Annotated in this window: 11 protein-coding genes; 9 read left to right on the plus strand and 2 right to left on the minus strand. The window is 53.5% G+C overall.

Features of this window, described 5'->3' with window-relative positions; all coding sequences use genetic code 11:
• Nucleotides 1–118 precede the first annotated feature (118 nt).
• From FOE74_RS18735 to FOE74_RS18775, 9 genes are all read left to right on the plus strand, one after another.
• Entirely contained in the window at nucleotides 119–1885 is a 1767-nt protein-coding gene (locus FOE74_RS18735) for an AMP-dependent synthetase/ligase (RefSeq protein WP_149100161.1), read from the plus strand.
• A 285-nt stretch (nucleotides 1886–2170) separates the two neighbouring features.
• Nucleotides 2171–2614, plus strand: coding sequence for a MarR family winged helix-turn-helix transcriptional regulator (locus FOE74_RS18740; protein ID WP_149100162.1), 444 nt, complete (start codon nucleotides 2171–2173; stop codon nucleotides 2612–2614).
• 134 nt (nucleotides 2615–2748) lie between these two features.
• On the plus strand, nucleotides 2749–5151 hold the full coding sequence (locus tag FOE74_RS18745) for a 3-hydroxyacyl-CoA dehydrogenase/enoyl-CoA hydratase family protein (protein ID WP_149100163.1): 2403 nt from the start codon (nucleotides 2749–2751) through the stop codon (nucleotides 5149–5151).
• Between the two features lie 85 nt (nucleotides 5152–5236).
• A complete protein-coding gene (locus FOE74_RS18750; RefSeq protein ID WP_149100164.1) occupies nucleotides 5237–6415 on the plus strand; it encodes an acetyl-CoA C-acyltransferase in 1179 nt (392 codons plus the stop codon).
• Between the two features lie 113 nt (nucleotides 6416–6528).
• Nucleotides 6529–6825 (plus strand): GIY-YIG nuclease family protein, encoded by a 297-nt coding sequence (locus tag FOE74_RS18755; RefSeq protein ID WP_149100165.1) that lies wholly within the window; start codon nucleotides 6529–6531, stop codon nucleotides 6823–6825.
• A 157-nt stretch (nucleotides 6826–6982) separates the two neighbouring features.
• The gene (locus FOE74_RS18760; protein ID WP_149100166.1) at nucleotides 6983–8770 is read left to right on the plus strand and encodes an acyl-CoA dehydrogenase family protein; all 1788 of its coding nucleotides are present in this window, start codon (nucleotides 6983–6985) and stop codon (nucleotides 8768–8770) included.
• 971 nt (nucleotides 8771–9741) lie between these two features.
• Nucleotides 9742–12858 carry a SusC/RagA family TonB-linked outer membrane protein gene (locus FOE74_RS18765; protein WP_149100167.1) on the plus strand — a complete coding sequence of 1039 codons (3117 nt, stop codon included), beginning with the start codon at nucleotides 9742–9744 and terminating at the stop codon, nucleotides 12856–12858.
• Between the two features lie 4 nt (nucleotides 12859–12862).
• Complete coding sequence (locus FOE74_RS18770; RefSeq protein WP_149100168.1) at nucleotides 12863–14293, plus strand: SusD/RagB family nutrient-binding outer membrane lipoprotein; 1431 nt, start codon at nucleotides 12863–12865, stop codon at nucleotides 14291–14293.
• Nucleotides 14294–14306: 13 nt separating this feature from the next.
• Nucleotides 14307–14762 (plus strand): hypothetical protein, encoded by a 456-nt coding sequence (locus FOE74_RS18775; protein ID WP_149100169.1) that lies wholly within the window; start codon nucleotides 14307–14309, stop codon nucleotides 14760–14762.
• A 345-nt stretch (nucleotides 14763–15107) separates the two neighbouring features.
• On the opposite strand, the gene FOE74_RS18780 is transcribed toward FOE74_RS18775, so the two are convergent.
• Entirely contained in the window at nucleotides 15108–15497 is a 390-nt protein-coding gene (locus FOE74_RS18780; protein WP_149100170.1) for a hypothetical protein, read from the minus strand.
• An 81-nt stretch (nucleotides 15498–15578) separates the two neighbouring features.
• The gene (locus tag FOE74_RS18785) at nucleotides 15579–17030 is read right to left on the minus strand and encodes a hypothetical protein (protein WP_149100171.1); all 1452 of its coding nucleotides are present in this window, start codon (nucleotides 17028–17030) and stop codon (nucleotides 15579–15581) included.
• Nucleotides 17031–17265: the final 235 nt, after the last annotated feature.

A 17265-nucleotide genomic window follows, 5' to 3' on the forward strand; every position in this document is an offset into this window, starting at 1 on the left:
AAGCCATTGGAAACAGGCAATTTTAACAAAATGGCGAAAGATGCTCAGACCCGTTTTGTTTTTTTTAATAGGATTTTGCGCTATATTAACCGGACAAACAACTTACAAAGAAGAATCTATGAAAGTAACCCGGGTTTTTGATTTACTAACCAACCAGTTACAGCAGTTTCCGCAACCAGACTGTCTGGCTACAAAAATCAATGGGGAATGGGTGAAATACAGCACCCAGCAAGTGTTGGAGACGGCTAATACGTTGAGCCTTGCCTTAATGCGGTCGGGGATCAAGAAAGATGACAAAGTGGCCCTCATTTCCATGAACCGCCCAGAGTGGACCTTCGCGGACTATGGCATTCAGCAGACCGGCGCGGTGAGCGTACCCATGTACCCCACCATCACGGTAGAAGATTACCGCTATATCCTGAAAGACTCAGAAGCCAAGTTGATCCTGGTTTCCACGGAGGATCTCTATAACAAAGTAAAAGAAGCCTCCTCTGATATTCCGGGGGTGCAGGAGATCTACACCTTTGACCATGTGCCCGGGGCTAAGCATTGGAGCGAGCTGCTGAAAATGGGCGAAGGACAGGACATGGCGGCTCTGGAAGCCGCCAAGGCTGCCGTGAAGCCGTCTGATCTGCTTTCCATTATCTATACCTCCGGTACCACTGGTGCCCCCAAAGGGGTGATGCTCTCACACAACAACCTGGTCAGCAATTTCACCTCGGCTATGCCGTACGTGCCCGTGAACCAGACGCACCGGGCCCTGAGCTTTCTGCCGCTGTGCCACATCTATGAGCGCATGGTGTCCTGCATTTACCTGTCTGTGGGCGTTTCCATCTACTTTGCTGAAAGCATAGAGAAAGTAGGCGACAACCTGCGGGAAGTAGGGCCGCACATCTTCGTGACGGTGCCCCGCCTGCTGGAGAAAGTGTATGACAAGATAGTGGCCAAAGGCGGTGAACTGACCGGCATTAAAAAAGGACTGTTCTTCTGGGCCTTGGGCCTTGGGCAGAAATATGATACCCGCACCTCACCAGGTTTCTCCTATGATGTGCAGTTGAAACTAGCCCGCAAGCTGATCTTCTCCAAGTGGCAAGAGGCCCTGGGCGGAAACGTGAAAGTGATCGTGTCTGGTGGCGCTGCCTTGCAACCCCGTTTAGCCCGGGTATTCTGGGCGGCCAACATCAGGGTGATGGAAGGCTACGGCCTCACAGAAACCTCTCCGGTGATTGCCGTGAACCGCTATGAGCCGGAGAATAACGTGATTGGGACGGTGGGGCCGGTTATTGACCGCGTAGAAATAAAGATTGCCGAAGACGGAGAGATCCTGACCCGCAGTGAGAGCGTGATGGTAGGCTACTACAAGCGCCCAGACCTCACCGCTGAGGTGATAGACCAAGATGGCTGGTTCCATACCGGTGACATTGGCGAACTGGTAGAAGGCAAGTACCTCAAGATCACCGATCGCAAGAAAGAGATGTTCAAGACCTCGGGCGGTAAGTACATCGCCCCGCAGCTTATTGAGAACAAGCTCAAGGAGTCGCTGGTGATTGAGCAGGTGATGGTGGTGGGTGAAGGCGAAAAATTCCCCGGCGCCCTGATCGTGCCCGCCTTTGAAGGCCTGCAGGAGTGGTGCCGCATCCGCAGCATCCCTTACAGCACCAACGAGGAAATGATCAGAAAGCCAGAGGTGCTGGACAAGTTCCAGAAGGAGATTGACAAGGCCAATGAATCCCTGGCCCAGTATGAGCGCATCAAGAAGTTTGTGCTGCTTCCTAAGCTCTGGAGCGTGGAAACCGGTGAGATGACCCCTAAGCTCAGCATCAAGCGTAAGATCATCACAGGCAATAACAAAGATTTGATTGAAAGCCTGTACCGCACGGCATAATAAAGAAGAAAAGAGAAGGGGAGACGCAGTTTGTGTCTCCCCTTCTGCTTTTTAAACGGGTGTATAAGGCCGGTTTTAAAAAAGTACCGCCTAAACCAGCCACGCAGGTTGCGGGTATAAGAGACAGGCACCAGCTCGGGTGGACTAGCGTTTAGCAAGACCTGAGGTAGGCAGTATAGTGGGGTTTAAAGCCTGCTTTTTGAGAAACAACCCAAAACTTTATTCGTTTATAGTATGCAAGCATAACAAATATTCTTAAATTTGGTAAGAGACAGACACGCCACCATGAAAGCAAACGAGACGGTAGACTATAATATCAAGGTATGTTGGCATGCTATTGCGCGCATGTACAACACCCAGGCGGTGAAGAATGACATTACCACCTCCATTGGGTTTGTGCTGCTGAACATTGACCCCGAGAAAGGCACGCCGGCCACCAAGATCGCGCCTTTGCTGGGACTGGAGGCCAGAAGCCTTACCCGTATCCTGAAAAGCATGGAAGAGAAGGGCCTTATCTACAAAGTAGCCGATGAGCAGGACAAGCGCTCCGTGCGTATTCTGCTCACGGAATTAGGGCTGGAAAAGCGGGAGGTGAGCCGGGTCACGGTGCGCCAGTTCAACCAGAAGGTGCGCGAAGTGATCCCTGAGAGCCAGCTGCAGGTTTTCTTTCAGGTGGTTGGGCAAATAAATGAGTTGATAGAAGCCAAGGAGGTTTTCAGAAATACCTAAAGAGGCGCTGTTTTAGGGCAGATATTCTAAAATCAACCCATAAACAGCAACTGGACCAAAGAAAAGCCGTGCGTCTTGCTACATAAGAATAGCACATCAGCAATTTGAAAAATTAGCACATTATACGAGTAACTATGAAGAGAATCATTAAGAAAGTGGCAGTGTTGGGCTCGGGCATCATGGGTTCGCGCATTGCCTGCCACTTCGCCAACATTGGCGTGCAGGTGCTGCTCCTGGACATGGTACCGCGTGAGTTGCTGCCCGAGGAAGAAGCCAAAGGCCTTACCCTGGAAAACAAGCAGGTGCGCAACCGCATCGTGAACACCGCGCTGCAAACCGCCATTGCCTCTAACCCCGCGCCCCTCTACAAGAAGACCGAGGCGCGCCTTATCCAGACCGGTAACTTTGATGATGACCTGCCCCGCATAGCCGAATGCGACTGGACCATTGAGGTGGTGGTGGAGAACCTCAAGATCAAGCAAAGCGTGTTTGAGCGCGTGGAGCAGTTCCGCAAGCCGGGCACCTTGATCACCTCCAATACCTCGGGCATTCCTATTCACCTGATGCTGGATGGCCGTTCTGAAGACTTCAGAACCCATTTCTGCGGCACCCACTTCTTCAACCCGCCGCGCTACCTGAAATTGCTGGAGATCATCCCCACCGAGGAGACCGACCAGGAAGTGACTAATTTCCTTCTGAACTACGGTGACCTGTACCTGGGCAAGACCACCGTACTGGCCAAAGACACCCCGGCATTTATCGCCAACCGCGTGGGTATCTACGGCATCATGCAGGTGCTGCACGTCATGGAGAAACTAGGCCTGAACGTAGACGAGGTAGACCGCCTGACCGGACCGGTAGTGGGCCGCCCTAAATCTGCCACCTTCCGTACCTCTGACGTGGTAGGGCTGGATACCCTGGCCAAAGTAGCCCAAGGCCTGTACCAAACCGGCGAGGCCGATGAAAAACGTGACCTGTTCCAACTGCCCGCCTACATTCAGCAGATGCTGGAGAAAAATTGGCTAGGCGATAAAACCAGACAGGGCTTCTACAAGAAAACCAAAAACCCGGACGGTGCCACCGAGATCCTCACCCTGGACCTCAAAACCATGGAATACGGGCCCAAGCAGAAGGTCCGGTTCCAGAGCATGGAGATGCTGAAACCCATTGAAGATCTGCGCAAGCGCCTCAAAGCGTTCAGCCAGGCCCAGGACAAAGCCGGGGAGTTCTTCCGGGAAACCTCCTACGGCCTGTTCCAGTACGTGACCAACCGCATTCCTGAGATCTCAGACGAGCTCTACCGCATTGACGATGCCATGCGCGCCGGCTTTGGCTGGGAACTGGGACCGTTTGAAACCTGGGACGCGTTTGGCGTGCGCGAGACCGTAACCGCCATGGAAGCCGCCGGCTACAAACCCGCTCAGTGGGTGTATGAGATGTTGGAAGCGGGTCATGAGACCTTCTACCGCAGCCAGAACAACCAGCGCCAATATTACGACCTGCTCACCAAAGACTACCGCCAGATTCCGGGAACCGAGAACTTCGTGCTCCTGGACGTGCTGCGCGGCACCAACGTGGTCTGGAAAAACGCCGGCTGCTCTATCATTGACCTGGGTGACGGCATCTTGAACGTGGAGTTCCACTCCAAGATGAACGCCATGGGCAGCGAGATCATCCAGGGCCTGAACAAAGGCATTGACCTGGCTGAGCAAAGCTTCCGGGGCGTGGTAGTGGGTAATGAGGCCGCCAACTTCTCTGCCGGGGCCAACCTGGGCCTGGTGTTCATGTACGCCCTGGACCAGGAGTACGACGAGCTCAACCTGATGATCAAACAGTTCCAGAACACCATGATGCGCATGCGCTACTCGGCGGTTCCGGTAGTGGCCGCCCCGCACGGCTTAACGCTGGGCGGCGGCTGTGAGCTTTGCCTGCACGCTGACCGGGTACAGGCTGCCGCTGAGACCTATATTGGCTTGGTGGAGTTTGGCGTAGGCCTGATCCCAGGCGGGGGCGGTACCAAGGAAATGACCCTGCGTACCTCGGCCGCTTATGAAGAAGGCGACACCGAATACAACGCCCTGCGCAACGTGTTCATGACCATCGGGACGGCAAAGGTTTCTACCTCGGCCGCTGAGGCCTATGACCTTGGTTTCATGCGCCACGGCGACGGCATCACGCTCAACACGAACCGTCAGTTAGCCGAGGCCAAAGCCGAAGCCATTCTTCTGGCCGAAGCTGGTTACACCAGACCCACGCCAAAAACCAACATCAAGGTGCAAGGCCGCGGCGGTTTGGGGATGTTCATTACCGGCGCCCACGCCATGCACGCCGCCGGCTTCATCTCTGAGCATGACCGCAAGATCTCTGAGAAACTGGCCTACGTGATGTGTGGCGGTGACTTGTCCATGCCGTCTGAGGTGTCTGAGCAATACCTGCTGGACCTGGAGCGCGAAGCCTTCCTGAGCCTCTGCGGCGAACGCAAGACCTTGGAGCGCATCAAGAGCATCTTAACCACGGGTAAACCGCTAAGGAATTAGACTTAGATAATTATTGTTCAGGAAGATGGGAAACGAGTTGTTTATAGGCTCCTTTCCCTGAAACACCTCAAAAACAGAAAAGAAAATGCAAACTGCCTATATAGTTGCCGGATTCAGAACCGCCGTAGGGAAAGCGCCCCGTGGAGTATTCCGGTTTACCCGGCCCGATGATTTGGCCGCCGATGTGATCAAGCACCTGCTGGCTTCGGTGCCACAGTTAGACCCTGCGCGCGTAGATGACCTCTTGGTTGGAAACGCGGTGCCCGAGGCGGAGCAAGGCCTCCAAATGGGACGCATGATCTCCCTGCTGTCCCTGCCCATCAACGTGCCCGGTGCCATCATGAACCGCTACTGCGGCTCTGGTATAGAGACCATCGCCACGGCGTCTTTCAAGATCCAGGCCGGCATGGCCGATTGTATCATTGCCGGGGGGGCGGAGTCTATGAGTCTGGTGCCAGTAGTGGGCTGGAAAACCTCGCCTAACTACAAGATAGCCAAAGAACATCCTGAGTACTACCTGAGTATGGGCTTGACTGCCGAGGCCGTGGCCCATGACTTCAAGGTGAGTCGCGAAGACCAGGATGCCTTCGCCTACGCCTCGCACCAGAAAGCCATCAGAGCCATTGAAGAGGGCCGGTTCAGAGACCAGATTGTGCCCATCAACGTGGAAGAGACCTATCTGGATGAGAACGGCAAAAAGAAAACCCGCTCCTATGTGGTAGACACTGATGAAGGCCCGCGCGCCGATACGTCCATCGAGAAATTAGCCAAACTTCGCCCGGTGTTTGCTGCCAACGGAAGTGTCACCGCCGGTAACTCTTCCCAGACCTCAGACGGCGCCGCCTTTGTGGTGGTGATGAGCGAGCGCATGGTGAAAGAACTGAACATTGAGCCCATCGCCCGTTTGGTGTCTTACGCCGCGGAAGGCGTAGACCCGCGCATCATGGGCATGGGACCGGTGAAAGCCATTCCCAAGGCATTGAAAAATGCCGGCATGAACCTGCAGGACATTGACATCATTGAAATGAACGAGGCCTTCGCGTCACAGTCCATTGCCGTGATGCGCGAGCTGGGCATTGACCCAGACAAGCTGAACCCCAACGGCGGCGCCATTGCCTTGGGCCACCCGCTTGGTTGCACCGGGGCCAAGCTCAGCGTGCAACTCTTCAGTGACCTCCGCCGCGAAAACAAGAAATACGGCATGGTCACCGCCTGCGTAGGAGGTGGCCAGGGCGTGGCGGGGATTTATGAGTTGTTGCGCTAGGCGCAACGGTAGCAAGTAACATGACAATAGGGAAGTTAAAACAATAGTTTTTTTACATCTCCCTCTTTGTCATCCTGGAAGGATCTCGGTGGCCAACTAGACAGGCAGCGGCTATGAAACAGCATAACTACTTTGTCTACATCACGTCAAACCCAACTAAGACGGTTTTCTATGTGGGAATGACCAACGACCTGTCCAGGAGACTGATTGAGCACCGCGAGAACAGAGGCAAGCCAGAGACCTTTGCCGGTAGATACTACTGTTACAAATTGCTGTACTATGAGCGGTTCACTTACGTGCAGCATGCCATTGAAAGGGAGAAAGAGTTGAAGCTGATGATCCGGGAAGAGAAGATTACCTTGATTAAAAGCTTGAACCCGAAGATGCTTTTTCTCAAAATAGCTGATTGAGTTACCGTTCGCCACCGAGATCCTTCCAGGATGACAAAGTGGGGGAGAGTAACTTTTTAACCGGAGTTGAAAATGGAGTCAAATAAAGTTGCTAGGGATTTAAAATCCGAAGCAATTGAACAAATCATTTAACTACTAGAATCTAGAGTCTAAAAATATGGAAACTGCAAGCAGAACCCTTAAAGGCGGTGAATTCATCATCAAAGAAACCAACGCCGCAGACATTTTCATCCCGGAGGATTTCTCTGAGGAACAACGCATGATGGCTGAGACGGCCCAGCAATTTGTGCAGACCGAGGTGCAGCCGTTAGTGGAGCGCCTGGACAACCATGAGGAGGGCCTCATGGAAGACCTCATGAAGAAAGCCGGTGATCTGGGCCTCTTCGGGGTGGCCATACCGGAGGAGTACGGCGGGCTGAACATGGACTTCAACTCCTCTTTGCTGGTGACAGAATCGGTGGGGTCAGGCCATTCGTTCCCGGTGGCGTTTGCCGCGCACACGGGCATCGGCATGCTGCCTATCCTGTACTTCGGTACCGAGGAGCAGAAAGCCAAATACCTTCCTAAGCTCACCACCGGCGAGTGGGCCGCTTCTTACTGCCTCACTGAGCCTGGTTCCGGGTCAGATGCCCTGGCCGCCAAAACCAAGGCCATTCTGGATGTGGAAGGCGAGAACTTTATTCTGAACGGCCAGAAAATGTGGATTACCAACGCCGGCTTCGCCGATGTGTTCATCGTGTTCGCGCAGGTAGACGGCGACAAGTTCACCGGCTTTATAGTGGAGAAAGGCTATGAAGGCCTGAGCCTGGGCAACGAAGAGCACAAGATGGGCATCAAAGGTTCCTCTACCCGCCAGGTGTTCCTGACCGACTGCAAAGTGCCGAAGGAAAACGTGTTGGGCGAGATCGGGAAAGGCCACTTGATCGCCTTCAACATCCTGAACATTGGCCGCATCAAGCTGGCCGCCGCCTGTCTGGGCGCCTGTAAGATGGTGGCCGACCTGTCGGTGAAATATGCCAATGAGCGCATCCAGTTCAAGATCCCTATCTCTAAGTTCGGGGCCATCCGCCACAAACTGGCCGAACAGGCCATCAGAATTTTCGCAATGGAATCAGCGCTGTACCGGTGCGGACATGATATCCAAAACAAAGAGCTGGAGCTGCTGGCTGCCGGTAAAAACTACAACGAAGCCGTATTAGAGGCTGCCCGCGAGTTTGCCGTGGAAGCCGCTATCCTGAAAGTAGACGGTTCTGAGGTCTTGGATTACGTGGTAGATGAAGGGGTGCAGATCTACGGCGGCTACGGCTACTCCGCTGACTATCCTATGGATCGCGCGTACCGCGATGCCCGGATCAACCGCATCTTTGAAGGCACCAATGAGATCAACCGCATGCTCATTGTGGACATGGTCTTGAAGAAAGCCATGAAGGGCGAACTGGACTTAATGGGCCCGGCCGCCAACGTGCAGCAGGAACTGATGGAGATTCCAGACTTCGGTGACGAGGACACTACTTTGTTTGCCTATGAGAAGAAAGCCGTGCAGAAATTCAAGAAAGCCGTACTTTTGACCGCCGGTACCGCCGTGCAGAAGTTCATGATGACCCTTGACAAAGAACAGGAGGTGCTGATGTACATCGCAGACATGGCCATCCAGACCTACATTGCTGAGTCTACCCTGCTGCGCGTAGAGAAACTGGTGAGCCGCAACGGCGAAGAAGCCCACGCGGTGCACTTAGACATGGCCCGCGTAGTCATCAACGACGCCGCTGACCGCATCAACAAAGCCGGCAAGGAAGCCATTGCCGCCATGAGTGAGCCCGGTGATGAGCAGAAACTGTTGCTGATCGGGTTGAAGCGCTTCACCAAACTGGAGCCTTTCAACACCAAGGAGGCCCGCCGCCGCGTGGCCGCCCAGATGATCAAGGCCAACGAGTACGTGTACTAACTCGCGTTTTAGGCCTGATTTAGCCAAAACGTTTTATAAACAGAAAACCCCGCTACACCAGCGGGGTTTTCTGTTTTCTGAGCCTATCCTTTTGGGCATTGCCTCACCCGCCGCGAAGGTGGCTCGGTTCTGCGCTCAACCCAAATTCTGATGACTGTTCAATGGCTGGCGGAAGGATATGGTCATAGGCTAGTACGTCCAGAACAGGCACCTCCAGAAGCAGCCTGTTTAAGGCCTTCTTTTGCCAAACGCGTCCGGAAACGGCTTGAGTAGATGATGGTTAGCCATATAGGTTATGTCAAGTCTTGAGTAAAGAACCGTCTTGGGTAGAGAACCGTCTTGGGTAGAGAACCCATTCCCGTTTTTCATGGCTTTTTCATGAAACAAGCTGAAAACGAAGGTGTTGAGTGGAGTATTCCAAGTGGTCTTGGAAATGGAGCCGTTCACTTACCCAAAGCAGTACCGCCTCATCCTCGCCACGCATTCCGTCCCCTTTGAAGGGGGTAGGGGGATGATGACTCTTGCTGATCAGGAATTCCTGAGCATCCTCCTCGTTGCCTCCAGACAAAGGTTTCTGGTTTTCTGCTGCTTCTCAGCCTACCAGCCTGGGTTAAAAAGAAGCAACTTAGTGCATTGGAATTTGACTTGTCAGGGGGCAGGCCAGAAGGAGGGAAATGTCTAGGCAGGCGAAGTGAAATCAAGTAAACATTAGCTAGCCTTTAGCATAAAGCACCCGCCGCTGTTTCAGGGGTATTTCCCGGGAAACAGGGCAAAAACGAAGAACTTGGCAAGGGTGGTTTAGTGGTATTTTAACGGAGGAAAATGAGGAGGAACAGGGCCGTCTAATTTAGATGATTCCTGTTTCTTTTTACATAATCAATCTATACCTTAGGTACCTAATATATCCTAGATACCGCTGGTGTCTTTGATACTCAATCGTTCTTTTTTGGCCTTACTTAAACGCTTGTACTATGACAAAATTTCTATTCATCTTACTCCTGGTCATGGGGAGTTTCTGTTCTTATGGCCAGACCAGAATCACAGGGCAAGTCACCTCGGGGAATTCATCCGAAGGACTGGCTGGCGTGACTGTTCTGGAGAAGGGCAACCCCACCAACGGGGTAGCCACCGGCGCTGATGGACGCTTCTCCATCTCGGTTGCCAGCCCCAGTTCGGTGCTGGTTTTCTCTTTTATAGGGTATGAGACCCGCGAGGTGCCCGTGGGCAACCAGCAGACCATCAACATAAGCCTGCGGGAAGATGCCCGCGCCTTAGCCGAGGTAGTGGTGACCTCGTTTGGGCGGGAACAGGAAAGCAAGTCGCTCACGTACGCGGTGCAGCAGGTAGATGCTGAGTTGATCCAGGAAACGAACCAGCCCAATGCCTTGAATGCGCTGCGGGGGCGGGTAGCGGGTGTCAGCATCCAGAGTGCAGGCGGGGCCCCGGGCGCCGGTGCCACCATTGTGATCCGCGGGATCAACTCCCTGAACCCTAATGCCAATAACCAGCCCCTTTTTGTGGTAGACGGCATTCCCATCAGCAACCAAACGGATTTAACCGGCAACCGCTCTGGAACCGACCTGACCGGGGGCCGGGCCGGTGACATCTTCACCAACACCAACCGCTTCGCCGACATCAACCCAGATGACATTGCCTCCATCTCCGTGTTGAAGGGCCCGGCGGCGTCAGCATTGTATGGCCTCAGGGCTTCCAACGGCGCCGTGATCATCACCACCAAGTCGGGGCAGTCGGGAAAGACTACGTTCAACTTCCGTACCTCGGCTAGTATAGATGATGTTTACCGCACGCCTCCCATGCAGACCCGGTACGGCCGGGGCTTCAACGGCATCTACAACCCCACAGATTACCGCGCAGATGGTCCTCCCATTCCGGCGGGGGAACCCATCTATGACCAATGGGACCAGGTGTTCAGGACCGGGCACCAGTACCAGAATAATTTCTCTTTTTCAGGGGGAACAGAACAGGCCACCTTCTACGGTTCCTTGGGCCGGTTAGACCAGACCGGGGTAGTGCCCAATTCTGATTTTGACCGTACCACTGTCAAAATCACGGGTTCGCTCAAAACCTCTGACCGGTTGAAGTTAGACGGCTCCGCCAATTACATCAACTCCAACGGCCTCAATCCGCGTAGCGGGGTAGGTGGGTCTGGCGTGATCTCCTACGCCTCGCGGTACGCGCCAGATGTAGACATGCGCAACTACCTAAACCCAGACGGTACCCAGCTACGGTATGCCACACAGCTGGACAACCCGCTGTTCTTCGCGGAGAATGCCTACCAGGAGGAAGACCTGAACCGGGTCATAGGAAACATGGGGCTGAACTATAAATTCACTGACTGGCTTTCTTTGGATTACAGGGCGGGCATTGACTACTACAGCAACCAGCGCCGGATCATCACGCGGCCCACGGTGTTGATTGCCGCTGGCAGCCGGGGCAGTATCTCAGAGCAGAACCTGACCTACCAGGAGATCAACAGCAACCTGTTGTTAACCGGAGACCGGCAACTTAGTGAGGACTTTGGGCTTACTTTTTCTGTGGGCAACCAGGTGACCATGATCAATAGCACCGACATCATAGGGTCTGGTACCAACTTCATTCTGCCTGATTTCAACAGCGTGAACAACCTGGGGCAATATACCGTGCGCTCTTTTCCTACGGAACGCAACATCATAGGGGTGTTTGCTGACGCCAAGCTGAATTTCAGGGAAACGGTGTTCCTCAACGTGACCGGCCGTAACGACTGGTCTTCCACCTTGCCGGAAAATAACCGGTCGTTCTTTTACCCATCGGTAAGCTTGGCCTACATCTTCACGGAGACTTTGGGGCTGTCGCAGAACCAGATTTTCAATTACGGGAAACTGCGGGCTTCTTACGCTGAGGTGGGGAAAGATGCCGCACCTTACCTGCTGGGGAACTACTATACCACCCAGGCCCCGTTCCTGGGCGTGGCCGGCATTAGGAGAAGCGAAGTCATAGGTTCTGAAACCCTGCGGCCAGAGCGCACCAAAGGCATAGAGATGGGGGTGGAACTGGGTTTCCTGGGTAGCCGCCTGAAACTAGACGCGACTTATGCCATCCAGAACTCCGTGGACCAGATTGTTCCCGTGCCAACCAGCAGACCTACGGGTTTCACCACCTTTGTGACTAATGCCGGTGAAATCCAGAACCGGGTGCTGGAGCTGATTCTGGATGCCGAAGTCTTGAGGTCTGAGAACTTCAAATGGAACAGTATCTTCAACTTTACCCGCCTGCGCGGGGAGGTGTTAAGCATGCCCGAGGGAGTAGATGTGATCACCTTCCAGCCAGAGTCGCCGTGGGTGAAACAACGCATACAGACCGGCGGCCGACCCGGTGACTGGTACGGTTGGGAACTGAGCCGCGTGAATTCTCCCGGTAATCCGGCCGACGGGCGCCTGGTGATCCTGAACGGCTACCCAGATGTGAACAACAACTGGAAAGGCACCCCGCTGGCCCAGGATACCTACATTGGCAACGCCTTCCCAGACTATGAGGGCGGCTGGAACAACAGCTTCAGCTTCAAAAATTTCTCCTTCAGTTTCCTGTTCAACTTCCGCAAGGGAGGTGAGGCGTTTGACATTAACCGCCGCATGCGCTACGGGTCTAGCGGGGGCGAGGCGCCTACCGGGGCAGAAACCGACCTGCGCAACCGCCTGGTCATCTTTGATGGCGTCACGAACACGGGTACCATAGAGGCGCCGGTATGGGTAGAGAACACTACCCCTGTAGTGCTGGATGTGGCTACTTTCTACAGCCAGGCATTCCGGTACCGTTTGGCGAAAGAGTTCAACGGTTTCCAGGATGCCAGCGTGCTGCGCCTGCAGAACGTGAGCCTGAGCTACAGCCTGCCCAAGACCTTGCTGGGCAAAACGCCTTTCACCAACGTGACCGCCTCCGTGACCGGCAATAACCTGTGGATGACCTCCCCTTTCATAGGGTTTGACCCAGAGCAGAGTGCTTACGGACCGGGCAGTAATGTTTTTGGGTATGTAGGAACCAACATCCCGGCCACCAGAAGCGTGTATTTTGGTCTTAACTTCACTTTTTAACCGTATGAGAAAGCTACTATACAGTACAGCCATAGCCTTGGGCACGCTCTTCTTGGGGGCTTGCGGCGACCTGCTTGACGTGAATTCTGACCCAGGCAGGGTGAGTCCGGAGGAGGCGACCTTGCCCACCTTGCTTCCCTCTGCCCAACGGTTCACGGCGAACACCCAATACGGGGCGGCGCAGTACGGGGTGCAATACCCGCAGTATCTGACTGGCCAGGCCATTGGTCAGTTCACGCCCTATGGGTTTGACCAGCTCTGGAACCCGTTCTACACAGACGCCTTTCCTACGTTGCAGGATATGATCAACCGGGCCGGGGAAGTAGGGGCGTACAATTATTCAGGCATTGCCAAAACCCTGCTGGCCCTGAACCTGATGACCGTCACAGACATTTACGGCGATGCGCCCTACTCCCAGGCCAACCAAGGCACGGCGAACCTCTACCCTTGCTATGACAAGATGGAAGATCTGTACCGGGTACACATCATCAAGCTACTAGACGAAGCTCTGGCAGATTTAGCCCGTCCTTTGCCTGCTAGGCAAGATTTACGCAACGTACAGAATGACTTGATTTACGGTGGTGTCTTAACCCAGTGGACCAAGGCCGTGAGAGCCATCAGGGCCCGGTATTTCCTGCATTTGAGCGAGAAAGACCCTGCGCTTCTGGCTACCGCAGCCCAGGAGGCCGCCGCTTCTTTTGGGTCCATAGCAGATGATCTGCAATTGAGCTTTGAGATGCAGAACGCTAACCCTTGGTTTGGCTTTCTGGGCAGTCCCGGGGCTAAGCCCATGCAGCCCAGCTCCTATGTGGTAGATCTGCTGAGTGGCAGGGGAGGCCGGTTCCAAGGAGTGGCAGACCCACGTTTGCCCATCTACATGACCCGTACCACTCCCAACCAAACCACCGATATTGGCCTTACCCCGGGTAGGCTGGTGGGGGATCAACCCACCGTAAACGTGAACATGACGTCTACCTCCTGGCATACCCGGGCTATTGCGCCTATCCTGTTCATCACGTACGCGGAGACCCAGTTTATCATTGCCGAAGCGTTGTTCACTACGAACCGGGCGGGGGCTCATGCCGCTTACCTGCGGGGCATTGAGGCCAGCATGGCCAAAGTAGGGGTGCCGGTGGCTCAGATGAGCGCTTACCTGGCCAACCCAGCGGTGGCGCTTACGCCGGCTACCTTGACCTTACAGGACATCATGCTGCAGAAGTACCTGGCCCTTTACATGCAGATAGAGACCTGGACCGATATGCGCCGGTACCAGTATTCCCAAACAGTGTACCCCAGACTGGAAAAGCCGGTGATCAACCAGTTGCCTGGCAATCCCTGGGTACAGCGGTCTAATCTGGCAGATGAAGAGCCAGGCGTGAATACCTGCCTGCCTTCGGGCGTTACCCAAACAACTCCTTTGTGGTTATTCCAATAAAAACAGCCTTTATATGAAAAGCCTATTCAACCTTCTCTCTTTGTTTTTACTGGCCGTGGTGTTTACCTTCAGCTCCTGTGACAAAGACCCTACCGAGGATCTGGAAGAGATCATCAAGGAAGATTTGGGGTATGTACCCAAGATTGCCGCCTTCCGGCTGGTTACCCCGGCTTCCACCGCTGTGCCGCCGGGCACCAACCTCACCATGGACCTGCGGTATTGGTCAGAGGGTCAGATCAAAGACATCCAGTTTTTTATGATCAGAGGAACCCAGGAAACCAAGATAGGGGAAAGCCCTTATACACCGGCCTACAGCAAGGTCACGCGTACTGATTCTCTGCTCTTCACGTACCAGGTGCCTACTACCATTGCCCGCGGTAGTACCTTCACCATTCAGGCGCGGGTAACCAACCAAGGGCTGGAGCAATACCCTGCCAGAGCAACGCTCAGCTTTACGGTGCCGCAGTAAGTAGAATGGGAGTGAGGTTGCGGTAATCTCTTTACTTACTTCCTAAAACAGAACGGCTCCCTGATATCAGGGAGCCGTTCTGTTTTAGGAAGGTTTCTTATGATTACCCACGCCGCCTTTCCTGGATAGTGATCAACAGTAAACTCAAAAGGATTTGTTCTTTCTCACTGGAGGTGAAAGGGTTTCCTCTATAAACGGAGAATTTGCGTGACAGAGAGGACTTTTGCTTTTGAAGTAAGGCTACTTGTGTACTATCAGGCCGGATCACGTGGTACGAAGGATTGAAAAAGTAGCCCGTAAATAGTCCTAAGAGAGGGATTTTGCTTAAGAGGGTGTCGTTGAACCTCACATAGCCAGCCCTTCTCTAACGATGAACACCTTTTGCAGGTGCTTGTCAAAAATATGATAGTGCGCAGCCAACTCAGGCACCCAGGTGGAGCGGGCTACATACCCTAGCACTTGCCCATCTTTGTCCATAAACCCAAAAGAGGCGGTGAAATCTTTCCACGGCACGGCTTTCATGATGTAAAGGGCTTCTGCTGCAGATGAATCTCTGAAAATCTTCACCTCATCTATAAATGGATCTATATTCAGAAGGCTTGATTCAGAAAACTCATCTTCATGAACCTGCTTCACAAAGTAGATGGCTTGTCCCTTGACATCTGTTACCTGTAGTCGGTTAGCAAAGGTGAATTTCTCAAATGTGAAGTTCACTGGGAAATCAAGGTCTTGCATCTGGTAAGGTGTATCCTCGTCTACAGAGGTCAGAGGTTGTGCTTAGGGGTTGTTTTTCTAAAAAGAGAGCCTAAAGGCAGTTTAGTTTTTGAAGGTGATGCGGCTCAGCCGTAAGCCCGCAGAAGCTTTGGACGGGCGGTTTACGGCCGTGATGGTACGCTCGTCTAACCAGGTGGTGAAGTCTTTCACGAAGGCCACTTGCTTGTCATTGGCTACGTTCAGGCCTACCGCCTTGGGAGGTTCAGCCGCCCCGGTCACCAAATGGATGGAGCGGGTATAGAGGTCTGTCTTGCCTTTGAGGGTTTCCAGGGTAAGCAGCTGGAGCCGGTTCCCCACCAGATGGGCACTGTAGGAAATACCCGCGAACCCCTCCGTGGAGGGAGCTACCTGGTTTTTGATGATGACCGAGTTCCAGGTAGGTTGCAGGTACTCATTATAGGCGAACAGCAGGATTTCCTTTGCGTGGTAATCGCTGTTCTCACCGCCTTCCGTATATTTCTTCTCTGCCATTACCAGCGTCTGTCCCTCTGAACTGATAAGGATGTCTGAGAGGTAGATGTCTTGCAGGCGGGCTTCTCCGGTGGCTTTGGCTAACTGGGCCGTAAACGCGGGGGTGAACTGGAACTCTTCGGCAAAGCGCATGTTGCCGGCCGCATAGTCAAACCGCACCATCTTAAGGCTGCGGTAGTCGCCTGATTTTTCCTCGGCCACCAGCACGGCGGCATAGAGGCTGCTATCCTGGTGCAGCTGGAAGTGGGTGTCCAGCACGTACATCTTCTCACCGTTAAAAACGCCGCCCAGCATGACCTCCATCACCTTGATCTCATTGTCGCGGTTGTTGTAGCGACGCACGCTCAGGCGCATGGAGTTGTTGGTGAGAACACTCACGAACTGGTTTCCGTGGTTGTCTACCTGTACCTGGGCGCTTACCTGGGTTCCGGCACCGGCAAAGTCATAGGTGCGGTCTTTGATCTTGGCCAGAGAGGCATCATAGACCGTGGCCTGCATAGACTTGAGTTCCTCGTTTCTGGTGATGGCGTGGTAAGCCACGATCTTGGACCCATCTGCGGAAACTGCCACGGCCGGGCGCCGGCTGCGGCTAGGGGCCTCAACCAGTTTGGTCTGTTTCAGCTCTTTGCCTGAGGCCACGTCAAACAACCGGCCATACAGGGCCTGGCTGCCTTGGTCTGCCATGACGCGGTGCGTGATGAGCATCACCGTTTGCTGGTTCTGCGAGAAAGCCTCTACCGTTTCCTGGCCCAACAGGTTCACTTTGGTAGACCAACGGGCTTTGAGGTCCTCGCCGTAGCGTTCCACCGCATAGGAATTGTCCGATTTCCGGCTAAGGATCACAAAGTCAGTGGGGCTGACGGAAAACGCTTTTTTGGGGATGCGCTGGTTGTATTGGTCTCCGGCTGCCTCAGGGGCGTACGTAAAAGCCGCAGACTTTATCTTCTGCGCCTGGGCCTGATAAAGGCTAGCAAAGACGCCAAATAAAATAACCAAAAAGTGTAACTGGTAGCGATTACGCATAAATAAAAACGTTGGATTCTGGCAAATATACCCTCTAAACGTGTGGAAGGGCACTATTGATATTTCCCTTTATAAAAAGGATATTAATTTATAGTTAAATTTTTATTGGAAAAATGTAATTGTCAAATTATTCCTTAACTTTGCACCCGCTTGAAAAAGAGATAAACAGACAGACAAAACTATTTAAATCTAATATTAAAATATAGGAATACGTGGAACTTTCAAGTTGTGGAAA

This window comes from Rufibacter glacialis (assembly GCF_008271745.1).
Lineage (GTDB): Bacteria > Bacteroidota > Bacteroidia > Cytophagales > Hymenobacteraceae > Nibribacter > Nibribacter glacialis.